Below are 21,783 nucleotides of genomic sequence, written 5' to 3' on the forward strand. Positions count from 1 at the left end.
CTTTATAAGACTATTATTTTACCATAAAATACATCTTTTTAAGAGATAATAATTACATCATCCAAAACAAAAAAGCTGCCACAATCAAATTTGATTATGGCAACTCTCTTACTTTAATTAATAATACTTACGAAGCATTATAATACTTTCGATAAAAATGCTTTCGCACGTTCATTTTGAGGGTTATTAAATAATTGTTCTGGTGGTGCATCTTCCTGAACGACGCCATTATCCATAAATACAACTCTGTCAGCAACTTCTCTGGCAAAACCCATCTCATGGGTTACGACGACCATCGTCATCCCTTCTTCAGCGAGCTTCTTCATAACGGCTAATACATCCCCTACTACTTCAGGGTCAAGTGCAGACGTTGGCTCATCAAACAAGATGACATCCGGATCCATTGCAAGTGCTCTGGCTATCGCTACACGCTGCTTTTGACCACCAGATAATTGCGAAGGATAATTGTCTGCTCTATCAGATAATCCAACTTTTGCTAATAAATCTAATGCTTTCGCTTCCAGTTCACTTTTCTTACCTTTACCTAGTAATGATGGCGCCAGCATTAAGTTCTCTTTCGCAGTCTTATGCGGGAAGAGATTAAAGCTTTGGAATACCATGCCCATCTTCTGACGGAGCTTGTTTATATCAGTTCCTTTAGCAGTGAGTGCGTTACCTTCAAATATAATTTCACCGCTCGTCGGTGTTTCCAGTAGATTTAAACAGCGTAACAACGTTGATTTACCACTACCTGATGGACCGATAATCGCAACGACTTCACCTTCTGATATTTCAAGATCAATGCCTTTTAACACTTCAACTTTACCAAAATATTTATGCAAATCATTTACTTTAATCACTAACCCTCATTCTCCTTTCAAATACATTCATCACTCGACTTAGCGCGAATGTTAGGATGAAGTACACAACTGCGGCGATCAATAATGGTGTAAATGGATCGAATGATGCCCCTTGAACAACCTGTGCATTAAACATCAATTCAGAAACACCGATAACAGATACGATTGATGATTCTTTAATTACTGTGACGAATTCATTACCTAAAGCAGGTAAGATATTTTTAATTGCTTGAGGCATCACAACTTTATTCATCGTCTGGGCATGGCTTAAACCTAAAGAACGTGCCGCTTCAGTTTGACCTTTATCTACCGCATTAATACCTGCACGAATAATTTCGGCGATATATGCAGCACAGTTAATAACCAATGCAATTGCACCACAAATAAATGCTGATAAGTCGATACCTAGTACTGCTGTTGTTCCAAAATAAACTAAAAATACTTGAACAAGTAATGGTGTACCACGAATAAACTCAATGTAAATCCATGATAATGTTTTTAAAATAATATTCTTACTTAATTTCATAAAGGCTAAAATACCACCAAAGATTGATCCGAGAATCACACCGATTAAAGAAATTAAGATTGTAGCACCAATACCTTGAATAAAGAATGAACCATATTTACTGAAAAATGACCCTTCATCAAACATCGCTTCATTCGCTTTATCTTTATAACCTTTCATTAATCCTTTATCTTCTACTTCTTTAATCGTTTTATTAAGTGCATCAAGTAACTTTGGAGAATCTTTCGGCAAAGCAATTGCCGTTCCTTTATTTTCATCAGCAAACTGCATATCAGAGAAAGCTAAGTTTGTATTCTGTGATAAATACGCTTCACCAACGGGACCTTCTAATACAACGCCATCAATCTTACCTGTATTTAAAGACATAATAATTTCAGGCACACGTGTCAGTGATGTAACGTTCGCATCAGGAATTTCAGTCTTGGCAAGCTCTTCTTGAGTTGTTTGTTTTTGAACACCGATGTTTTTACCTTTGAAATCTTCAATTGATTTTAACTTTTTTGCATCTTTCTTCTGTATAATCATACGCTGCTGAACATGCATATAATAGTCAGAGAAGTCCACTTCTTTTTTACGTTCAGGTGTCGGTGACATACCGGAAATAATTACGTCAATCTTCCCAGTCTTTAGAGCACCAAGTAAACTATCGAACTGCATATTTACTATCTTTAATTCAACACCAAGATCTTTCGCTAATTTTTTTGAAAGTTCGATATCAATACCTGCATATTCTCGCTTTCCGTTAACCGTTTTCTCAAATTCATATGGTGCATAATCGGCAGATAATCCGACGCGCAGCACACCGTTTTTCTTAATCGTATCGTATTGATCGATTTTTGCATGAGCCGTAAATGGTGTAATCGTTGCAATCATAACAATCAATATAAGATAACTTAATAACTTTTTAAAAGACAATGACTTCCCCTCCTTTAGATAAAATTTATTATACATTGATATGTATAAGTATACAAGTCAGAATTTTTATTTTTTTCTGTTTATTTTGCTTATCCTTTTGCTTATTAAAGGGAGATAGCGTATAATCATTAACAAAAATAGTTGAAAGAGAAGTGTATAAAATGCCGCAATTAAATGAATTCATCAATGAAGTAACAATACCTGGAACGCGAGAGTTTGCAAATAAAGCAGCAGGTCTAGAAGATTGTATCGATTTGACGTTAGGACAGTCAGATTTCGCTCCTCCTGCATCAGTCAAACATGCAATGATTGAGGCGATTGAAAATGATAAATTACGCTATACACATAATAGAGGTTTACTAGAGCTGAGAAATGAGATTGCAAAGTCAATTCAGAAAAAATTTAATGTAGATTATGATCCTGAGACAGAAATTGTAGTTACAAACGGAGGATCAGAAGCGATTGATGATGTATTTAGAACTATCATCAATCCTGGAGATGAAGTTATCTTACCATCACCATGTTATTTAGGATATGAACCTATCATTAAGCTGCTCGGTGCTAAAGTAGTGCTCGTTGATACTTCTAATACACACCTCGTACCTACACCAGAAGCGATTAAAGAAGCAATAACACCTAATACAAAAGCAGTACTATTCAACTATCCGACCAATCCTACAGGTAAAACATTAACGTACGAACAAATTCAAGGATTAGCAAATATGTTGAAAGATGAAGATATCTTTATCGTGACAGATGAAATTTACAGTGAGAATGTATATGATGCACCCCATCATTCATTTTTAGAGTTTCCTGAACTGAGAGATAAATTATTTGTTATCAATGGTCTATCTAAATCTCATGCAGTGACAGGTGCCCGTATCGGTTACGTGGTATCTAATGCAGAACTCATTACACACGTTACATCAGTACATCTCTATAATTCAATCTGTGTTGCAACACCGAGTCAATATGGTGCGATAGAAGCATTCAAAGATTCAGAGACAGTAAAAATTATGAATAAAGCATATATCGAACGTAGAGATTTTTTATATGAAAAACTAACCGGATTAGGATTACCGGTTGAAAAACCACAAGGTGCATTTTATATCTTCCCGGATATATCAGCTTACAATAGTGATTCATATCAGTTCTCTTTAGATTTACTGGATCAGGAGAGATTAGCTGTAGTACCAGGAAGTGCATTCTCAAAATACGGTGAAGGACATATCAGATTATCGTTTGCATCAAGTATGGAAGAAATAAAAGAAGCAATGGTAAGACTGGAACGCTTTTTAAAAAATTATAATAAATAGCGTTAAAAAGTGGCCCGATTCTTTTATGGAATCGGGCCAAATATGGTGATGTGGCTCGGTTCTGCTCTGGAATCGGGCCAAATATGGTGATGTGGCTCGGTTCTGCTCTGGAATCGGGCCAAATATGATGATGTGGCCCGATTCTCTTAAGGAACCGGGCCATTTTACTTTATATTAATGTTCAGCTTTATAAAGATATATTTCATCATTATAATGCGGTAATACTTTTTTCAGTAATTGATGAGACAAAAATGCAATCGGTAACGGAATGATGACATATGCTAACAGTAAACTGATAACATTCTGCATTACAGTGCCGTCCATAAATTTAAAGGCATTGATCGGACCGACTAGTCCTGTGTATCCAAATCCAGCCGACATCGGCGTACCTTGAACGTTAAAGAAGTAAGCACACAATCCACCAATGATACCATTGATAAGTAACGGCACCATAATAATCGGATGTTTGAAATATACAGGCATCATCATTTTTGCTGCGCCAATAATTAATGTGATAATCGTACCTTTATCATTCACACGCAGTGCACCGAATAGGAATGTGTAACAACATGCAACGATACCTAAGTTTGCTGCGCCACTTCCTAATCCCGCCAAACTAATAACAGTTGCAATTGCAACAAGAGAAATGGGTGTTGCCATCAAAAGACTATAACTAATCGCAATCAAAATACACATTAAGAGTGGATTTAAAGTCGTAAAATGTTGAATGACCTGCCCAATCGCACCTGTAAATTGTTTTACGAAAGGCAATGTAAGAGAACCGATAAATCCAGGTAAAATTCCTGCAAACAAAGGTAAAAAGACGATATTCAAACTGCCCATCTTATTTCCTAGTAATATTAGAACAAAAGCACTAAGCGCAACGGTTAACATCATATTAATAATGTCGCCGATTCCTGCAAACATAAAGCCTTTTCCATTAAACTGTACGGCACCAGAACCTAGCACTGAAGCCCCAGAAAGTATCGCTGTTTGTAAGCCATTAAATTTAAATTGCTGACTGATCGTAATACCAGCTAATGCACTTAAACAAAACTGAAAGATGATCAATAATTGTCCAAGACTTGTAAACACAGGATGATATCCTGCTAAATATTTAAATAGCTCCCCGAGCATTGCGTTTGGCACTAAAGCAACGACAATCCCGGCTGCCATACCATTTAATATATTAGTGAAGAATTGTTTTGCGCTAATATTCATCTGTACACCTACCCTATAATTTTAATTTAAATACGCATTAAAAATGTATAGTACTATTTCTAACATACTTTAACGCTTAAAAGCAATGAATTTATTGTATTTTTTTAAAGAAATCACTTTTTTTCGGTTTTGTATTTCGGTCAAGTGTTTCCAGAACTTCTGGTAAAATCTTTGCAATATCGATATCACTACGTTCTGCAATATTAATTAACCACCAAATCGATTCAGCAATTTTATAACCAAGCTCACCCTCACTGTTAGGTTTTGGCCAACGTTCAGCTTTATCCATTACTAATCGACCAACAAGCGCAGCATCTGTTAAAAATGCCAACGCATCTTCCTCTAACGTCCATTCTGTATTATGATGTTCTATTTCTAACGCATGATATTGTTTTCTAATCCTAATCGCTTGCTCGATAATTGTCTCAAATGAATTTTCCATAAGTATACCTCGATTGTTTTTATCTATCATATCAAATTATCATTTAATGTATATCATGATTAGATATTTACATGCTTTTTATTATTTACTTAAATAATCCATATTTTTTGACTTAAATTGACCAAACAAATAAAATATAATTAATAAGCTTATAGGAGGCACATTATGACAAACGAAAATAAAGATCTTATGTTAGAAAAAATGATAGAATCACGTACAATCTTAATCTCAGGTGGTATTGATGATAAATCAGCGAAAGAAGTTGTTAATCAATTATTATTATTAGATTCAATCAATCATGAGCCGATTAAATTAATCATCTCTTCTCCAGGTGGACATGTAGATTCAGGTTATTTAATACATGATATGATTAATTTCATCGAATCAGAAGTTAAAATTATTGGTGCAGGATGGGTAGTTAGTGCAGGCGTATTAATTTACTTATCAGGTAAGAAAGAAAATCGCTACGCATTACCAAATACACGCTTCATGATTCACCAACCAAGTGGTGGTACACAAGGACAAGCGTCCAACATGGAAATTACTGCAAAAGAAATTATCCGTACACGTCAAAAATTAAACGAATTAATCGCACGTGAAACTGGCAAATCTGTAGAAGAAGTTGAACAACATACAGGTCGTGATTACTGGTTAAGCACACAAGAAGCTTTAGAGTACGGTATCGTCAATAAAATTATTGAAAACCAAAAAGAAATCTAAATCATAAATCCCAATGCACATTTCGATGCATTGGGATTTTTTTCGGCAGTTTTAGCGGTATCTTCTCGCTTTACCACTCGATTCCGCTATTACACTTCAGTTTTAGCGGTATCTTCTCGCTTCACCACTCGATTCCGCTATTACGCTTCAGTTTTAGCGGTATCTTCTCGCTTTACCACTCGATTCCGCTATTACACTTCGTTTTTAGCGGTATCTTCTATATTTACCACTCGATTCCGCTATTACGCTTCGTTTTTAGCGGTATCTTCTCGCTTTACCACTCGATTCCGCTATTACTTCAAATAAGCATTAATATAAGCATTCACTGCTTCACGTGACTGGAAAATTACCTGCTTTTTATCGGGATATTTCTCTAATAGCTCAATTACTTTTGGTCTGCTCACAATATTATATTGTTTAATGAAAGCAATAAATTCTGAATCCGTTTCACTAGTCTCTATCCAAGGCATATCTGGTCTCTCTTTTCCTTTTCTTTGCTCGATACTCTCCAGACAAACTTCAACTGGTAAGTCTAAGAAATAAATCGTGTCACATGCAGCGATGCGCATCTCAATTGTTGATCCATAATTCCCGTCAATAATCCATGTCTCACCTTTTAACGCTTCCCTTTGTCGATTCAAAAATACTTCTCTTTCTACTACAGTTCGATCTGACTTCCAGTTCAGAAGATCGAGATGAATAACTGGTATATCTAAACATTTACTGAGATTACGAGAAAACGTACTTTTTCCGCTTCCAGGACATCCGATTACTATCATCTTTTTCATAGGTAACCCCCAAAATCTTCATTATTTAAAATAATTCGTTTAGCAACACCACATACTGTGTTGTATCTTCCGGATGATGTCTAGTACTCGTTGAAAGCCGTAAAGCCATAATAATTCTTGCATATATTAAAAAGTCTTTATAATCTATCCAGCTAAACTTTAAATAATAGTCATAATATGCACGCAGTGTTTCTTCATTGATGTCATATGGACTTGAACAATATAAAAACAATAGTTCATATAGTATCAAATTCTGCATCGGAGTTGGATCGATTACAGATAGCACTTCTTTTTGCATAATAAAATTATGATAACCGAAATCGCCATGAACATATTTCGGTGTTTCCTCTGGTAATGCTACAGTGTCCAATGCTTCAAACAAAGCTTCACTATCAAAATAATCATCGATGACCAGTCGTTCTAATGCCAGCTCATCTTTTAAAAATATTTTAAAATCAGGTTTTAAATCATTGATATAACCGACTCTGTTATCACTATATTCATATTGATTCATAAAATTTATCTTATCTAGTATTTTTAATTTACTGTATTGTTCATACAGCATCGAACCTTTCATATGTTCCATTAATATATATGTTGTATCATCTGTCGCAATACATTCAGGAAATGATTCTATTTGCTGATATCTTTTCAGAAACTGACTTTCAGACTGAATTGATAATGGTGGATTGAGTTTAAGAATATATTTCTTATCAAAATCATCGATAAAGAATACTTTGCTTGTTGTTCCCGATGTAATTTCAGTTAACACACAACGTCCACTGACATAATGCATATCTTGTAATGCAAATAACACCTCTCTAACTGAAGCCAAACTATCACGTCCTATCTATAATTTGCATCTTTTTATTATATTCGATATCATGACTAAAAACTATCGAGGTTAAAAGATGAACTTAAAACAACGTGCAAAACAATTAAAAATAGATGTTCCAGCTATATTTATCGCTTTACATAAAAAAGAAACGCCAACACTCGCTAAAGTATTGGCGCTTATCACTATCATCTATGCATTGTCACCTATAGATCTTATTCTAGATTTCATTCCAGTACTAGGATTTTTAGATGACGTCATCTATCTTAAAATGTATACGGTCTATTAAACGTTTATAACGTATCTACAAACTTTTTAGCAAGTCTACGCACTTCATCATAAGCATCTATCATTGGATTATGACCAGTATTGGTTAGTACCGTTGTATGAATATGTTCAATCGGCTCAAAGAATCGAATTTGATCTTTATATCCTACGACGTTATCATATTGTCCAAGTATTACATATAAAAGCGTATCCTCGTGAATCTGAATATTATCTTCACATCTAAACTGATAAAATTCATTATCCTGACGGCGCAGATTCTTCATAAATTGATTATTCGCGCGTTTTATACCCGGCACCATTAAACGTCTAAACAATTCCCATGTCTCATGATTAATGCGCACAGTCATACTTAAATAATCTTTATAATAATCTTTATCCTCTAATACTTCAAACTGCTCATCTACTTGACGATCCAACTTTTCAATCGTGCGTAAATGTTTCTGACCTTCAACGACCGGACATGTGATAAACCCAGCCTTCACCTGATCCTGTAATCTGTCCATTACGCCTAAACACATATAGCTGCCGTAAGAATGACCCACAAGTACAATCTCTTCATCAGCCGTCATCTCTTCAATAAATCCCAGTACAACATCTAAAATATCGTTCGTACTATTTAAACCTAAATCCGCTTCAGATTCTCCCATACCAGGAATATCTAAATAAATACGTTTGTAATCAGCAAATATATCATCATACATTTCATAATGGCTCGTTAAATCTACACCATTACCATGAAAGAAGTAAACAGGTAAACCTTCTCCTTCAATCTTGTAGTTCAATGTTACATCTTTAATCTCTATTGTCGTCATTAATTTTGTCCTCTCTATACTACCTATATATTAGTCTTTTAAAAATATATCTATCTTTATCTTTACCCAATTTCCGTTCATACTTTTCGATGAAATTTTACCAAAAAGTAGCTTACCAGCATCCATCAGCCTCGAAAATATTATATTATCTGCTTTAGGAATATACCCTAACTTAACACCATCAGCATTTTTTATCATTATAGCCTGAGCATCATACGGATTATCTGGTTCTCTATAAAAATTTAATAGATGACCAACCTTTAAGTACTCATATAATTCCTCAATACCCTCAATATGTGATGTTCCGGCGATATAAGTATCAAATAAAAAGATTTCACGCTCAAAAGGCAACGGTACCGTTAAATTTTTATTATGGATTAAATGCATCAATCCATGGTCATTCGTTTTATCTATTTCGTGCATTTTAAACACCTCGCAATGCATCAATTTTTTGCTCAAATATTTTAATTACTTCATCCAGTTGAATTAACACTTGTTCCAGCTCAGTTTTTTTCTTATCTATTGCATCCTGATCAGTAATTATTGGCTTCATCGTATAAGGGTATGACGCCTTTATCTGTTCAATCTCAAGCTTAATCAGTTCTAACTTTTGACGCAATTTATCACGTTCATCAATAACAGACTTATTATCCAATTTTTTATCATTTGAAGTTCCATTAATAATGAAATATATCATTTCAATTGTGAGTATGTCACCCTTTTCATATGCACTGACTGCATTTTGAAATAACTTTAACTGCTCCTCGGTTAAATCGCTATTTAAATCAGGATGTAACGACTTAACAATTGTTCGATACATCTTTTTTAATGCCTTATAATCTTCTTCTGACAATGCTTCACCTTTTTGATAGTTGATAGCATCGTTCAGTTTATTCAGCTGTTCATCCAGTTGATGTTTGTATATGATAAACTCCTGATCCAGTTGCTCATCAATTAATGATAAATCTACTTTCTCCTGACGATTTAACTTCGTCTGAATCAATTCCATCTTTCTTTTTAAACGTAAATATAAACATTCCTTTTCAAATATTTTATATTCTAAAAATCCAAGAAGAATCATATACGTTGTTTCGATATTTTTACACTCCACAAATAAAAGTTCATCGCGCTCAAGTATTAACATCGATATCTCTATTTTAAGCTTTTTAACTTCCTGTTTTATGCCATCAATATCTGGAAATATGATTATATTATTCTCCGCATTAAGTTCATCAGCCATCTTTAATCACTCCTTTCAAAATACGATACAATTCATATATTTATTAATTATTATGCATAACAAAGTTAATACTGTAAATCATAAAAATGTCCACTCTAAATAAACAACGTTCACGTCATGTTGACATTCTTATATATGGAAATTTATAATCAATATAATGCTTGAAAGGAGTGAAGTGATGAATAATAAGTTAAAGGGGATTATGTTTGTCACATTAGGGTCAATTTTCTGGGGTGTCGGAGGCACCGTATCCCAGCAAATCTTTCAAGGCTATAGCGTACCACTCGATTGGTTTATTACCATTAGATTAATCTTAAGCGGTATCTTTTTGCTTTGCCTGGCCATGATAAGGAAGCAAAATATACTGAATGTATTTCGCGATAAGCATACATTTTTCCAGCTTGTGATTTATTCAATATTTGGAATGCTTGCGGTACAGTATACATTTCTAGCATCAATAGAAGCGGGTAATGCAGCAGTAGCGACACTCTTGCAATATTTAGCTCCGATTGTCATACTGACTTTCCTGCTTATTACACGTAAGACAGAATTTAGAGCGATAGATCTGATCATTATACTCGTCTCATCATTCGGAACATTTCTATTGCTTACGAGCGGTAATATTAACAATGTCGTCGTACCGCCAGCAGCAATTATATGGGGACTATTATCAGCAATCGCAGCAGCGTTCTATACAATGTACGCCGGAAGACTCTTTGTCCGTAATACCCCACTCGTGATCATCGGATGGGCGATGCTTATAGCTGGATTGTTTATCAGTCTATTCAATAGACACTGGCAGATCAATCCATTGTCATACGGTGCAATGTTTAACGTTTATCTTATATTCGTTATCATCGTTGGAACCGCGCTAGCCTTCTTCCTATATCTACTCAGCGTAAAATATATCGACCCACAACTTACTGCGCTACTCGGATGTATTGAACCATTAACAGCAGTTATCCTCAGTATTGTCTGGCTGAAACAGCCTTTTGATATTATCCAATGTGCAGGAATGATGATTATACTCGGTGTCGTGCTATTCATATCTATATTAAATACAAAAGAAAAAAACCAAGCATCTCGTTAATGAGATGTTTGGTTTTTCTAATAATCATACGTCATTTGTTCCATTGTCGTATTTTCTTTTGACTTCTTCTAAAGAAGTTGTTTCTTGAGTAAATCCATATTCTTCCAGTGCCTCAGATATCAAACTATAAATTTCGTTTTTAGATACTTTATCTTCAGGTAATTTTAATTCGAAAGGAATACTATTAGTTAAGACAATTTGTTGTAAGTACATATCAAATGCAGTTGAGATTGTGAGTCCTAGTGATTTCAGAACTTTATCGGCATCTTCTTTTAATTCTTTATCTACTCTCAAAGTAATCGTACTTGATTTAACCATAAATGCACCTCCAATGTAAATGCATTGTAACACTTTATTTAGATAAATTCAAGTAATTTTACACTTTATGATTGATAATTATCAATCATATTTTAGTTTTAAAAATTTATTAGATCGTATTGTAAACTTCTGATTCATAACACTTAATACAAGTACAATGCAACTCACGCCACAAACTAGAAACGTTATACCATAGTAACCTTGATCAAAGATAATTCCAAATATAATATAAGAAATTGGCATCAGTAACTGTGCTGTTAAATTGATTACAGAGAATACCCTTCCCTGAACACGCGCTTCGATATGCTCCTGAAAGAATACAAACAATGGTGTATTAACAAACTGTGCTGTAATACCTAATAGTAGACCACAAATAAAGAATGTAATATAAACCGGCCATAAGCTGTTCATTAATAGCAATGGCAAACTTATCACAATTAAAAATACACCCTCTAATAATAATCCTTTTTTAAGCATAGGAAATGGATTATCAAATTTTTTCTTATTGCCAATAATTATGCCACCAATCAGTACCCCCACACTAAATGAAGCTTCTAATATCCCCATCATTTCTGAGCTTGCTTCAAAATGACCGATGATAATTTTGCTCATGCCTATATTTATACCAGATACAAAGAAATTTAAGGACATAAATAATATAAGTAGCGTTCTTAAAATTTCATGATGCCAAATATATTGTAACCCATACTTAAAACTTTTAAAGACACCTTCTTTTTCAATTATCGCATCATTTGAATCAACAACATCATCCTTTTTAAATAATTTGAAATTAATCATAAGAATGACCAAACTTGCACAAATATATGCAATAACGAAAATGAATAAAAATAATTCTTTAGACACAAATCCATATAATAAACCACCTAACACTGGACCTAAAAGCATCGACAAACTACTTGCTGTGGAATTATATCCCATTGTCTTTTGTAAATGTTCACTATGGACAATATGCGGAATTGCTGCCATGAAACTAGGACTGCTCGCGCTTGAAATAAATGCAGCAAAAAAAGTTACGATGTATAGGGCAATGATATTAAAACCTAGAAAATGAATATAAAGCAATAAAAGAAATACTAAAATAGCTTCTATAAAAATACTCCAGAATATAACCTTTTTACGATCAAAGTTATCTGCTAAGTATCCAGATAACGGTGTTACCGCGATTCTACCAAGAACACTCATCGCTAAATTAATTGAAAATAGTTTGGCAGAACCTGTAGCAGAAAGGATATAAAAACTGATACCGAAACTATAGATAGATACACCCAACATCGAAATCATCGTACTTAATATTAATAGATACATTTGACGTTTTGATTGTTTCATTTCTAATTCCATAATACCTACCTCCAAAGTTTAATTTAATTAAACTTATTATATAAAATTAAAATTTGAAAAGCAAATAAAAGTTTAATATAATTAAACTAATTAATGGAGGTTATTATGAATACATTAGGATCTAAAATTAGAAGTCTTCGCAAAAGTAAAAAAATGACGCTCGTAGATCTCGCTGGGGATTATATGACAAAGGGTATGCTCAGTCTTATAGAAAATGATAAAAACAATCCATCAATGGAAAGTTTAGAATACATCGCTAAAAAGTTAGACACATCAGTAAGTGCCCTCATGGAAGATGGGGATGAAGTCATTACAAATGAAACATATATAAAAATAAAAGAAAATTTAAAATCACCAAGTTTTACTCGCGAACATGAATTTAAAGATATACTTGATCCAATCATTGATCAAATAAAACATAACAGAAAAGGTGCATTTATTTTTCAATGTTATGCCTATACAAAAGCAGTACATAAAGATCAAACTGCATTAGATTATTTAAATACAGCAAAACAGATATATCTTGAACTCAATGATAAAAATGCATTGCTGGATGTTGAAAATGATGTTATAACAATTCAATTTATCTTAAATAATTACAACGAAGCATTTAGTAGTGGTGTTGAACTATATGAAAAATATAAAGATGACTATGAAATTTCAAACCCAAATGCACTTCCGAGACTGTTATTAAGTGTTTCTGCTTATGCATATTCCAGCTATGATTTAAGTAATCTATTTAAATATCTTAAGTTAGCCGAAAAAGAAAGTATAAACAATAAAACGATTAAATTATTACCATCCATATATAAATCATTATGTTTCGGATATATGCTTGATGGGGATATCGATATGTACAAACAAACATTAGATAAGTTCGATTATTTAGAACCTTTTCTTCATAACGATTTTAATTATAAATATGATATCTTTACGACAAAAATGATTTACTATTTTTATAACAAACAAGATGAAGCTTTATTGGAATTAATCAATAATCAGCATCAACACCTGGAAAGCGATGACTATACACGAGATACATTTGATTCAGCAAATAAAAATATATGGACACTTATGAAGGGTATTGCACTTTATCGCAAAGAAATGTATGACGATGCAATTATATTACTTCAAAAATACCAACCTGATATTGAATTTCAAGCACCTGCAGATATTGCTGTTTTCGCACAAAAATATACTTACTTAGCAATGAATGAGGAACGATTAAATAATATAAAAAAAGCAAAAGAATTTATTCAAATAGCTAATGACAAAATTAAGCAAATCCCTCCAAATCATTTCACAAAAATTACAGAAGACACTTACAAAAGAATAATGAACTAAAATGAGCCCACAGATTAATAATCATAATCTGCGGGCTTTCATTAATTAAGTAATCTTTGTGCTATTAATTTTTGTAACTTCACAATATCAGTGTCTTTATTAAATAATTTAACGATTGGCATTTGAATACCTGCCACAAATAGTTTTAATTCTGCATCGATATCAAATCGACCTGCATTTTCAACACTGAATGCTCTAATATTCTTATAAGGTATTGTAATAAACTCAATCTTCTTACCTGAAAATCCTTGTTTATCAACGATTAAGATACGTTTATTCGTGAACACAAACAAATCACGAATCAGAATAAAACTTGCTTCTACTACTTCATCTTCAAGCAAATAATCCTGAAATTCAGCCTGAACTTCCCCTACATTCTTTTCGCTAGAATTACCCATTAATTCATCAAATAATCCCATTCTAATGCCTCCTTATTTTATATAATATTAATATAACAAAATAAATTTGGAATTAATAGGAATAAGAGTATATATTTAAAATATTACATTGCACTTAACGATCTCAATTGGTTCTGATTTTCATCAAAGTTACTGTCATCTAACCATGATTCTAATCTCAATTTATTGGCAGGCCATTCTTTATCGATTATTGAAAACCAATTTGTATCACGGTTACGTCCTTTATAAACAGTAGCTTGTCTAAATGTGCCTTCAAACGTAAATCCTAGTCGTTTTGCTGATCTATTCGATGCCTCATTTAAGCTATCACATTTCCATTCATAGCGTCGGTAGTTTAATTCTTCAAATACATACTTCATTAATAAATACTGCGCTTCTGTAGCCTGTCTGCTGCGTTTTAATAATGGAGAATACACAATCCATCCCATTTCAATGACCCTATTCAGATTGTCTATACGCATGAGAGAGAATGTTCCTACTGCTTTTTGTGTATGATTGTCGATAATCGTTAAATAGTAAGGATCAACAGAAGCTATTAACTGTATTAAATAATCTTTAAATTCTAATTTACTCTCAAATCTTTGAAGCAGCATATATGTAAGATTTTCTGGTTCTGATGATGCACCATAAATTTCATATAGATCATCACAGTGCTTAATATTAATTTTTTCTATAGTGACTGTCTTTCCTGAGATTGATTGTATGTTAGGTAGTATTCCAGGTGAATAATCTTTAATCAAATCTCCTACTGGCTGATTATATTCGTTATATCTCATAATTATCCTACTTTCATTTGTGTGTCTGTTGCTATTATATTAAACAATTCCGGATACTCCAAGTATCCGGAATTGTTCAAGTATCTAAAATAAAAAAAGTCCCTCTAACTAAAAGTTAAAGAGACATTAGTACCACCGGTCGGGGTGAATCCCCTAGATTTATCAATGGTTATAATAGAATCGTGACCATTTCATGACCAAAAACATAAAATCCCCTTAAATCCATCTAGGACTTAAGGGGATTTACGATATAAGAAAAAATGATTTTTTATTTGTCTTTAGGAGACATATCTATATAATATCATAATTCGTTAATATAGACGAATTATTTATTTTTCGTATCATCAGCCGAATTTATAGCAAAGTTATATAATGCTTCTGCCTTTGCAAACGGTAAAGTATCTAAACTAGATTTACCTAATCTGATATTAGAAATTGTTGACTGTCTTACACCAGTTTCTTTTTCAATTTGATAACCAGTAATATTACTTGATAATAATAATTCAATTTCTTTCCTCATATTTTTAAATGAATCGCTCAATTTTTTTATATGAATAAATTTATTACAGATATTATTAGTGCAACGACTGCGATAAATAATGATAATTTAATTCTTTTTTCTGTACTCATTTCAACATCTCCCCTTTTATGATAAAATGTTGATAAGTGGTAAAGGGCTTGCGCCCTCTACTTACTTAATCATTGAGTGTATCAAGTTTACGATAGCTGTTAACAAACTTACCAGGGATGTTATTAGTGCTATCCAACTTATACGCTCTTTTTGTTTTTCTTCATTCTTTTTTGAGCGATTCATTACCTCACCTCCATGTATTAATAATACTACATATTATGTAGTATGTCTATACTGTTTATAAAAAAATTTAAAAAAATACAAAAAAATAACCCTACTGCTTATGAGGAGCAGTAGGGTTATATATCTTGTGTGTTCATAATACATACACGAATTATTTAAAAGGTGGAAGTGTTTTTCACTTCCTTCCTATTAATTAGTGTGATTGGATTATAACATATTTATTTATATATTGGACGAATAAACCACATGTTTTGATGGTATGGATGCGAGCGCTTTGTTGCTTTTTCCGTAAAAGTACGTCCTCCACCTTCCCAGTTTTGTTCTACTACTGTTATTTGATTTAGATCAGCAGATAAAACTACAGCAGTATGACCCCAGTGCTTTCCGTATTTATCAATACCAAAACCATATCCCCAAACAACAATGTCACCAGGTTTAGCTAAGAAATCAGGTGTGTTCTTATATACCTTTGCTCTGTTAGTAAAATTGTTCCACGTAGGTATGTCGATTGCCCCTTCACATCTTAGATAGTCTTTGAATAATCTGAAGTAGTACATATTACTTAAATCGACACATTGCCATCCAAAGTAACCATCAAAATCATATCCGTTACCGACTAAACTATAAGCATATTTCACTGCTTCAGCTTCAGTTAATAAACACTCAGTAAATACTTTTTTAACAGGCGCTTTCTGTTTTTTTACAGTCTGCGCCTTTTCTACTTTTTTATTTTAAGTACCTGATTAACAAAGATGTCGTTTGTCTTAAGTCCATTTAACTTCTTAAGTTCAGCAACAGTCATTTTATTTGATGTAGCAATTCCCCAAAGAGAATCACCACTTTTAACTTTATAAGTTGATGTAGATGACTTTGGTTTACTCATTTTTTTTACGACTTTCTTTTTAACAGGTGCTTTTTGTTTTGTTACTGTCTTAGTCGAACCACCATTGTAATAGAATTTAATTCTACTAATAAAGTAATCTAACAATTTTACTTGATTCGCTCTTGTGTTAGGAGCGTTTTTGCCAACGTGAATATCCCACGATCTATGTGGACATGCAGTAGCATAATATTCTCTGTGAAGATTTACCGTGTCGCGATTTACAGGTAAATTATATGATTTTAAAATATCAGCTGCAATTTCAAAACATGCTTCTTCATTCAATTTAAATTGTTCATCAGTCAAAATACCTGGATATGATTGTACTACTTCAATGCCGATTAAATTAGCGTTAGCCCATCTATTAGCGCAATGCCATTCTACATAATCAGTTGGATGATACCATAGACATTCATCTTTATTAGCATACACACTAGCAAATCCATCTACATGTGTTCCATTAGCCTCTCTTTGATACAACCACGAGAGGTATTGTGATGGCGTCATACGTCCATAATCATTATGGATAACTACTCCTGCAATACTATCTTTCTTGCCTGTTAATTTTGAGCCTTCAATGTGCTTAGAATAAATGTGTTTCATCTAATTCATCCTTTCTCCCGTAGGATATATTGTTTCTTCATCTTCGGGTGCATGTTTTAAGTTAGTATTATCAACTTCAATATCTGATTTCTCTTTAACAACTTCAGCACCTTTAAATTCAACTTCACCTTTATCTAACTTATCTTTGAATTCTTGTGCTTGTTGAGCGTTTTTAGTGAAATTGTTATTTTTCCACCAAGCCCAGATAGAAGTAACAATCATCAATATCAATCCTATTTCTTCTTCGTTCACTGGAATAGGTGACATACCTTTGCGTGCTAGATACATATTGATCCACGACAAAATCATTAACACCGTTCTTATCTGTGTGCCTTTATCCATTTAAAAACCTCCATTAAAATAAGCGCTAGGATATATTCCTAACGCTTTAAAGATTCACAATCATTTAATCCATTCTTCTCTTTTATCTTTCGTGCTTTTTCTTCTTCAGTAATATCAATTAACTTCATTAAATCCATGAATAGCCATATTGATACTAAACTCAATACACCGAATGCAATGTTCGGATAGTTGATTAAAAATGATGCATTGATGAATAAATAATAAATCATACCTATAACGTGAACGATTATTATCAGTCCATATTTCCTAGTGAATAGATTAGCTAAATATAGTAGTGATACACCTAAACTTATCCACGCTAAATTATTCTGTGTACCTACCATACCGATGTAAGTATCATAAATGTCACCTGATTTTCCGTTCGTCGAAGTAAAAAGTTCTGGTTCAACAGATAACGTAAACCATACATACAAACTAAACATCATTACAAATATTTCGTTATATTTCGGACTTCGCATTAAACCACCCCCAATTTATTCAGAATGTACATCACAACTGCGCCAACACCTGTAGTGAGTGCAGTTTTCTTTATAGTTTTACTTAACTCTTTATTACTGTCTATGACAGCTTTTGCATCTCCAAGCTCTTCTTTTAATTCTCTGAATTCTTCTTCGACTTTATTGATTCTATCTTCATTACTCTTACTTCGCTCTTGCAAGTTGTCGATACTTGTATCAATGTAATTGAGTATTGCTATCCACGCTTCAGTACCGAGATTATCAACTCGATCAATAAACCTTTTTATCACACGCACATCACCTCGTTTTAATTGCTCATCTATAATAAAAACCCCTAGCCTGTTAAGATAGAGGTTGAGTATTCAACTTTGATTTAAGTTGAATTAATTCTAATTCTTTTTCTTCTAATAAAATTTGGTCTGTTGTTCTAGGATCATCAATTGATTCCCCATCTTTTAATACTAACTTCGGAATAAATCCACTATTATCAATTTTGAGTTTTTCAAACTGTTCAGGCACAAACTTATCAACAATAAAAGCAAACCCTTGTTTATCTTTATGAGTATCACCTATTTCAATTGTCTCAAAAGTACCATCATCTTTAATTGATGCATATGGTATAAAAACTGTTGTACGTCCTGGAATTCTAACAGGCGCACCATCAACCATTTCATTTAATGAATCGTAATTATTTAACATAAACATCTCCCCTATTCATCAAGTGCCATCTTTGTAAACCTGATACCAAATTGACTATTTGCAGTACCTTGAGTATTACCTTTAATTTTTATATAGAAGCTTCGCTCTTTTTTAGTTGGTCTACCTAAATCAATTTTAAAATTACCATAAGGTTCAGCAGCGTTATAGACAAAACCTTTAGCAGTAGGTTCAAAACTTATAATACCTGCAGGTGTTGCAAATTCCTCTACTTTAACAAATATTCCTGCACCATTATTTACTTTCACGTAAAAATTTATGAGTAAGTAACGCCCAGTATGTTTAAAACGATATGCATTTTGAGTATAGTAATCTCCTACTTCGTCGTAAATCCCTTTAGTTGAAACATAAAATGGTCCTTCTTGCCATATCCTATTTACACCACTTGCATTCTGAGAAATGAATGGTGGATCATACGCATAAATAGCATACTCATTATCAAGCATTCCATTTGTCATAGAAGTTACACCGTCTGGACGATATGCAGTAAATCCACCACCCCATGTTGTAACCGTTCCAGGTCTAATCTCAACTTTTTTCTTCGGGTTCCTAGGGTCAGTTGCTATTAATGCATCCCCACTTATAACAAATGCTCCTGTAGTACCTTCAATTGTAATTAATTTAGTATCAATACTTCCTGAAGTAATAGCATCTGCAACAATACCTGCACCACTAATAGCAAGTTGAGGTTCATCGCCATTTGATATAAGCAAACCACGACTATTAAAAAATACTTTTTCATCAGGATTATCTCTGTTTTCAGCAAGAATACCATCAAATTCAGTAAACTTTAACTCAGTTCTAACATTCATTAATAACTGAGTTGCAACTTGCATTGCACTATCTAACATGCCTTTCGAGATTTGTTTCTTACCACTTGTAATATCACTTACAAACTTAGCTGCATAATCTAAGTTAGCTTGATGTCTTTCCCAAATAGGCGCATCTCCAAATGTTAGAATCATCTCTACGATGTCGCCGCTCCCATTTCTTTTTGTCTTAATTGAAATGATTCTGACAGCAGTCGTGTAATCCATGTTAGTAGCCTCAAACATAACTTCATCAGCAATTCTAGGATTAGCATAAGGGAAATCAGGCATGTGTAAGAAATCAGCTTGGAATGTAAGCTTTAAAGAATTATCCACTAAATCTTTTGCTGCTTGCCTTAATTTTTCTTTAATCACATTCGCATCAGATGATGTTTCTTCATTGTTGATTAATCTTAAAGGTGGTGCTTCAAGCTTGCCTATCATCGAGTTACTTGCTAATGGATGTTCATAGATTAAACTCACACCTGCAGTAGATAATGGTTCACCATCGTTAATATCACCGTATGCTCTAACAAATGTATAAAACTCGGTAGCATCTTCTTGTACAGTTACATTACGCATATTAAGATCATCAGATAAAATGTAATCAACCTTACGACTAGCATGAGTGTAAAAATCGACATATTCACCATTGATGATAAATTCAAGTTCCCACAATTCTAAAGCTTCTTTTAATATCTCAACACGATTCTGACCATCACCATAGAACTCCATTTTGACACCGGTTTTAACTTCTCCAATAATTCGAGGGATAAATCCAGTATCTTTAAAAATGTTATTCAAAATCGTATTTAAACTGAACTCACCCTCATGTACTAAGTAATAGTACATTTTACTTAGTCTATGAATCATCAGAGTAATACATTGCAATTCTAAAATTATACTTGAACCTACATTTACTTTTGATACCTGTGTTACAATATATTGATTTTTATCGCTTTCATCAGTCACGCCACTTACTCTCCAGTTAGCACCAATCTGACCTATGATATGCTGATTGATTTCAGACTGAACAATTCTAACTGTGAGAATGTCATCACTTGATAACTGTTTTTCATGTTCTGTTTCAGCTTCAATGATATGTTCTTTTGCTGTAAGGTCTGTTAATACAACCATCTATCCACCTCACTTTCTAGAGAATAAAAGAAGCGATTCATTAAGAATCACTTCTTTTTGTTAGAGATTTTTTTGAAATTAAATCATTTAAATTTTTATTCAATTCTTTATTAATTTTGATGTTCAAATTAGAATCTATATAATTATTTTTTGGAATTTCTATTGAATGATTAAAATTATAAGCTTTCATTAGATTATCAATATCAATGACGGCGCTGCTTTGATTAATATCGTTAATTTTCTTTTTTGCTTCTGCCACATTCTTAGATAATTCTTGCAAATCATCATTCGATGATTCTTCGTTTATCTTATCCGGCAATTTATTTATTACCTCAGTAAGCTCGATTATTTGTTCTCTAGAATTTTCTTTAATCAATTTCTCAAGTGACACAATATATTCTTCATTTAATTGTTTATTCATCTCGAGAACTTCTCTTAATTCTTTAGCACTATTTGTTATATCTACTACTTGTTGTTTTTGTCCTGCAACATCTATCAGAGTTATTAAAATAGCGATCACTGATAACACAATAGAAAGTGCTGTTCCCGAAAACCCTAAAAATAACCATGCATCTTCTTTAGTAAAACAAATAAAAGAAATCAACATTATCATTAATGCAGATAATGCCATAAATGAATATTTCCATCTCAAATTATTTATAAAGTTCTTTTGTTCAACCTTATCCATAAAAATCCTCCTATCATTTTAATTTAAATATACTCTATTGTTCGT

The 21,783-nt window shown here is 33.0% G+C and carries 27 protein-coding genes; 5 read left to right on the forward strand and 22 right to left on the reverse strand.

Features of this window, described 5'->3' with window-relative positions; translation table 11 throughout:
• Window positions 1–137: 137 nt before the first annotated feature.
• Together BFS35_RS10850 and BFS35_RS10855 are read right to left on the reverse strand one after the other, a co-directional pair.
• On the reverse strand, window positions 138–860 hold the full coding sequence (locus BFS35_RS10850) for an amino acid ABC transporter ATP-binding protein (RefSeq protein WP_099577422.1): 723 nt from the start codon (window positions 858–860) through the stop codon (window positions 138–140).
• Entirely contained in the window at window positions 853–2,259 is a 1,407-nt protein-coding gene (locus BFS35_RS10855) for an ABC transporter substrate-binding protein/permease (RefSeq protein WP_205757161.1), read from the reverse strand. Before BFS35_RS10855 ends, BFS35_RS10850 begins: the two co-directional genes overlap by 8 nt.
• 203 nt (window positions 2,260–2,462) lie before the next feature.
• On the opposite strand from BFS35_RS10855, the gene BFS35_RS10860 reads away from it, so the two are divergent.
• Window positions 2,463–3,617 (forward strand): aminotransferase class I/II-fold pyridoxal phosphate-dependent enzyme, encoded by a 1,155-nt coding sequence (locus tag BFS35_RS10860; protein WP_099577419.1) that lies wholly within the window; start codon window positions 2,463–2,465, stop codon window positions 3,615–3,617.
• A gap of 174 nt (window positions 3,618–3,791) precedes the next feature.
• On the opposite strand, the gene BFS35_RS10865 is transcribed toward BFS35_RS10860, so the two are convergent.
• A complete protein-coding gene (locus BFS35_RS10865; protein ID WP_099577052.1) occupies window positions 3,792–4,838 on the reverse strand; it encodes a PTS sugar transporter subunit IIC in 1,047 nt (348 codons plus the stop codon).
• Between the two features lie 91 nt (window positions 4,839–4,929).
• Complete coding sequence (locus tag BFS35_RS10870; protein WP_099577050.1) at window positions 4,930–5,280, reverse strand: nucleoside triphosphate pyrophosphohydrolase family protein; 351 nt, start codon at window positions 5,278–5,280, stop codon at window positions 4,930–4,932.
• 165 nt (window positions 5,281–5,445) lie between these two features.
• On the opposite strand from BFS35_RS10870, the gene BFS35_RS10875 reads away from it, so the two are divergent.
• Window positions 5,446–6,000, forward strand: coding sequence for an ATP-dependent Clp protease proteolytic subunit (locus BFS35_RS10875; protein ID WP_096075971.1), 555 nt, complete (start codon window positions 5,446–5,448; stop codon window positions 5,998–6,000).
• Window positions 6,001–6,293: 293 nt separating this feature from the next.
• On the opposite strand, the gene BFS35_RS10880 is transcribed toward BFS35_RS10875, so the two are convergent.
• Together BFS35_RS10880 and BFS35_RS10885 are read right to left on the reverse strand one after the other, a co-directional pair.
• Window positions 6,294–6,788, reverse strand: coding sequence for a P-loop NTPase family protein (locus BFS35_RS10880; RefSeq protein ID WP_099577048.1), 495 nt, complete (start codon window positions 6,786–6,788; stop codon window positions 6,294–6,296).
• A gap of 25 nt (window positions 6,789–6,813) precedes the next feature.
• Entirely contained in the window at window positions 6,814–7,623 is an 810-nt protein-coding gene (locus BFS35_RS10885) for an aminoglycoside phosphotransferase family protein (RefSeq protein WP_099577046.1), read from the reverse strand.
• A gap of 76 nt (window positions 7,624–7,699) precedes the next feature.
• On the opposite strand from BFS35_RS10885, the gene BFS35_RS10890 reads away from it, so the two are divergent.
• Entirely contained in the window at window positions 7,700–7,912 is a 213-nt protein-coding gene (locus BFS35_RS10890; RefSeq protein WP_117946032.1) for a YkvA family protein, read from the forward strand.
• Between the two features lie 4 nt (window positions 7,913–7,916).
• On the opposite strand, the gene BFS35_RS10895 is transcribed toward BFS35_RS10890, so the two are convergent.
• From BFS35_RS10895 to BFS35_RS10905, 3 genes are read right to left on the reverse strand one after another with little or no spacing between them, the layout of a single operon-like run.
• Window positions 7,917–8,723 (reverse strand): alpha/beta fold hydrolase, encoded by an 807-nt coding sequence (locus BFS35_RS10895; protein ID WP_099577042.1) that lies wholly within the window; start codon window positions 8,721–8,723, stop codon window positions 7,917–7,919.
• A 30-nt stretch (window positions 8,724–8,753) separates the two neighbouring features.
• Complete coding sequence (locus BFS35_RS10900) at window positions 8,754–9,146, reverse strand: HIRAN domain-containing protein (protein ID WP_099577041.1); 393 nt, start codon at window positions 9,144–9,146, stop codon at window positions 8,754–8,756.
• Between the two features lies 1 nt (window position 9,147).
• Entirely contained in the window at window positions 9,148–9,963 is an 816-nt protein-coding gene (locus tag BFS35_RS10905) for a coiled-coil domain-containing protein (protein WP_099577039.1), read from the reverse strand.
• A gap of 178 nt (window positions 9,964–10,141) precedes the next feature.
• On the opposite strand from BFS35_RS10905, the gene BFS35_RS10910 reads away from it, so the two are divergent.
• Window positions 10,142–11,053, forward strand: a complete 912-nt coding sequence (locus BFS35_RS10910; protein ID WP_099577037.1) for a DMT family transporter — start codon at window positions 10,142–10,144, stop codon at window positions 11,051–11,053.
• Window positions 11,054–11,077: 24 nt separating this feature from the next.
• Here BFS35_RS10910 and BFS35_RS10915 read toward each other — a convergent pair whose 3' ends face one another.
• Entirely contained in the window at window positions 11,078–11,371 is a 294-nt protein-coding gene (locus tag BFS35_RS10915; RefSeq protein ID WP_099577035.1) for a type II toxin-antitoxin system RelB/DinJ family antitoxin, read from the reverse strand.
• A gap of 81 nt (window positions 11,372–11,452) precedes the next feature.
• On the reverse strand, window positions 11,453–12,730 hold the full coding sequence (locus BFS35_RS10920; RefSeq protein WP_099577033.1) for an MFS transporter: 1,278 nt from the start codon (window positions 12,728–12,730) through the stop codon (window positions 11,453–11,455).
• Between the two features lie 105 nt (window positions 12,731–12,835).
• Between BFS35_RS10920 and BFS35_RS10925 the strand changes: the two genes are divergently transcribed.
• Entirely contained in the window at window positions 12,836–14,074 is a 1,239-nt protein-coding gene (locus BFS35_RS10925; protein WP_158554310.1) for a helix-turn-helix domain-containing protein, read from the forward strand.
• Between the two features lie 41 nt (window positions 14,075–14,115).
• Here BFS35_RS10925 and BFS35_RS10930 read toward each other — a convergent pair whose 3' ends face one another.
• From BFS35_RS10930 to BFS35_RS10980, 11 genes are all read right to left on the reverse strand, one after another.
• Window positions 14,116–14,493, reverse strand: coding sequence for a PH domain-containing protein (locus tag BFS35_RS10930; protein ID WP_099577029.1), 378 nt, complete (start codon window positions 14,491–14,493; stop codon window positions 14,116–14,118).
• Window positions 14,494–14,576: 83 nt separating this feature from the next.
• A complete protein-coding gene (locus tag BFS35_RS10935) occupies window positions 14,577–15,269 on the reverse strand; it encodes a GNAT family N-acetyltransferase (protein ID WP_099577027.1) in 693 nt (230 codons plus the stop codon).
• A gap of 325 nt (window positions 15,270–15,594) precedes the next feature.
• Complete coding sequence (locus tag BFS35_RS10940) at window positions 15,595–15,789, reverse strand: hypothetical protein (protein WP_099577025.1); 195 nt, start codon at window positions 15,787–15,789, stop codon at window positions 15,595–15,597.
• A gap of 512 nt (window positions 15,790–16,301) precedes the next feature.
• Window positions 16,302–16,721: a CHAP domain-containing protein gene (locus tag BFS35_RS10945; protein ID WP_099577023.1), complete on the reverse strand. Its 420-nt coding sequence runs from the start codon at window positions 16,719–16,721 to the stop codon at window positions 16,302–16,304.
• Between the two features lie 80 nt (window positions 16,722–16,801).
• Entirely contained in the window at window positions 16,802–17,566 is a 765-nt protein-coding gene (locus BFS35_RS14280; protein ID WP_117946036.1) for a LysM peptidoglycan-binding domain-containing protein, read from the reverse strand.
• On the reverse strand, window positions 17,567–17,908 hold the full coding sequence (locus BFS35_RS10955) for a phage holin (protein WP_099577022.1): 342 nt from the start codon (window positions 17,906–17,908) through the stop codon (window positions 17,567–17,569).
• Between the two features lie 38 nt (window positions 17,909–17,946).
• Window positions 17,947–18,387: a hypothetical protein gene (locus BFS35_RS10960; protein ID WP_099577020.1), complete on the reverse strand. Its 441-nt coding sequence runs from the start codon at window positions 18,385–18,387 to the stop codon at window positions 17,947–17,949.
• Window positions 18,387–18,677: a hypothetical protein gene (locus tag BFS35_RS10965; protein ID WP_099576886.1), complete on the reverse strand. Its 291-nt coding sequence runs from the start codon at window positions 18,675–18,677 to the stop codon at window positions 18,387–18,389. Before BFS35_RS10965 ends, BFS35_RS10960 begins: the two co-directional genes overlap by 1 nt.
• A 52-nt stretch (window positions 18,678–18,729) precedes the next feature.
• Window positions 18,730–19,086, reverse strand: coding sequence for a hypothetical protein (locus tag BFS35_RS10970; protein WP_099577018.1), 357 nt, complete (start codon window positions 19,084–19,086; stop codon window positions 18,730–18,732).
• 11 nt (window positions 19,087–19,097) lie between these two features.
• The gene (locus BFS35_RS10975; protein WP_099577016.1) at window positions 19,098–21,050 is read right to left on the reverse strand and encodes a phage tail protein; all 1,953 of its coding nucleotides are present in this window, start codon (window positions 21,048–21,050) and stop codon (window positions 19,098–19,100) included.
• 40 nt (window positions 21,051–21,090) lie between these two features.
• On the reverse strand, window positions 21,091–21,738 hold the full coding sequence (locus tag BFS35_RS10980) for a hypothetical protein (RefSeq protein ID WP_099577014.1): 648 nt from the start codon (window positions 21,736–21,738) through the stop codon (window positions 21,091–21,093).
• Window positions 21,739–21,783: the final 45 nt, after the last annotated feature.

Origin of the sequence: Macrococcoides goetzii, assembly GCF_002742385.2 — a bacterium.
In the GTDB taxonomy this organism is placed as follows: Bacteria; Bacillota; Bacilli; order Staphylococcales; family Staphylococcaceae; genus Macrococcoides; species Macrococcoides goetzii.

What these genes read in the sequence shown, in the direction of transcription:
- BFS35_RS10980 (WP_099577014.1), bottom strand. Translation starts at nt 21,738, where the DNA reads ATGGATAAGGTTGAACAAAAGAACTTTATAAATAATTTGAGATGGAAA.
- BFS35_RS10955 (WP_099577022.1), bottom strand. Translation starts at nt 17,908, where the DNA reads ATGGATAAAGGCACACAGATAAGAACGGTGTTAATGATTTTGTCGTGG.
- BFS35_RS10905 (WP_099577039.1), bottom strand. Translation starts at nt 9,963, where the DNA reads ATGGCTGATGAACTTAATGCGGAGAATAATATAATCATATTTCCAGAT.
- BFS35_RS10890 (WP_117946032.1), top strand. Translation starts at nt 7,700, where the DNA reads ATGAACTTAAAACAACGTGCAAAACAATTAAAAATAGATGTTCCAGCT.
- BFS35_RS10925 (WP_158554310.1), top strand. Translation starts at nt 12,836, where the DNA reads ATGAATACATTAGGATCTAAAATTAGAAGTCTTCGCAAAAGTAAAAAA.
- BFS35_RS10915 (WP_099577035.1), bottom strand. Translation starts at nt 11,371, where the DNA reads ATGGTTAAATCAAGTACGATTACTTTGAGAGTAGATAAAGAATTAAAA.
- BFS35_RS10870 (WP_099577050.1), bottom strand. Translation starts at nt 5,280, where the DNA reads ATGGAAAATTCATTTGAGACAATTATCGAGCAAGCGATTAGGATTAGA.
- BFS35_RS10920 (WP_099577033.1), bottom strand. Translation starts at nt 12,730, where the DNA reads ATGGAATTAGAAATGAAACAATCAAAACGTCAAATGTATCTATTAATA.
- BFS35_RS10940 (WP_099577025.1), bottom strand. Translation starts at nt 15,789, where the DNA reads ATGAGGAAAGAAATTGAATTATTATTATCAAGTAATATTACTGGTTAT.
- BFS35_RS10970 (WP_099577018.1), bottom strand. Translation starts at nt 19,086, where the DNA reads ATGTTAAATAATTACGATTCATTAAATGAAATGGTTGATGGTGCGCCT.
- BFS35_RS14280 (WP_117946036.1), bottom strand. Translation starts at nt 17,566, where the DNA reads ATGAAACACATTTATTCTAAGCACATTGAAGGCTCAAAATTAACAGGC.
- BFS35_RS10910 (WP_099577037.1), top strand. Translation starts at nt 10,142, where the DNA reads ATGAATAATAAGTTAAAGGGGATTATGTTTGTCACATTAGGGTCAATT.
- BFS35_RS10860 (WP_099577419.1), top strand. Translation starts at nt 2,463, where the DNA reads ATGCCGCAATTAAATGAATTCATCAATGAAGTAACAATACCTGGAACG.
- BFS35_RS10875 (WP_096075971.1), top strand. Translation starts at nt 5,446, where the DNA reads ATGACAAACGAAAATAAAGATCTTATGTTAGAAAAAATGATAGAATCA.
- BFS35_RS10930 (WP_099577029.1), bottom strand. Translation starts at nt 14,493, where the DNA reads ATGGGATTATTTGATGAATTAATGGGTAATTCTAGCGAAAAGAATGTA.
- BFS35_RS10895 (WP_099577042.1), bottom strand. Translation starts at nt 8,723, where the DNA reads ATGACGACAATAGAGATTAAAGATGTAACATTGAACTACAAGATTGAA.
- BFS35_RS10880 (WP_099577048.1), bottom strand. Translation starts at nt 6,788, where the DNA reads ATGAAAAAGATGATAGTAATCGGATGTCCTGGAAGCGGAAAAAGTACG.
- BFS35_RS10855 (WP_205757161.1), bottom strand. Translation starts at nt 2,259, where the DNA reads ATGATTGCAACGATTACACCATTTACGGCTCATGCAAAAATCGATCAA.
- BFS35_RS10865 (WP_099577052.1), bottom strand. Translation starts at nt 4,838, where the DNA reads ATGAATATTAGCGCAAAACAATTCTTCACTAATATATTAAATGGTATG.
- BFS35_RS10935 (WP_099577027.1), bottom strand. Translation starts at nt 15,269, where the DNA reads ATGAGATATAACGAATATAATCAGCCAGTAGGAGATTTGATTAAAGAT.
- BFS35_RS10975 (WP_099577016.1), bottom strand. Translation starts at nt 21,050, where the DNA reads ATGGTTGTATTAACAGACCTTACAGCAAAAGAACATATCATTGAAGCT.
- BFS35_RS10960 (WP_099577020.1), bottom strand. Translation starts at nt 18,387, where the DNA reads ATGCGAAGTCCGAAATATAACGAAATATTTGTAATGATGTTTAGTTTG.
- BFS35_RS10900 (WP_099577041.1), bottom strand. Translation starts at nt 9,146, where the DNA reads ATGCACGAAATAGATAAAACGAATGACCATGGATTGATGCATTTAATC.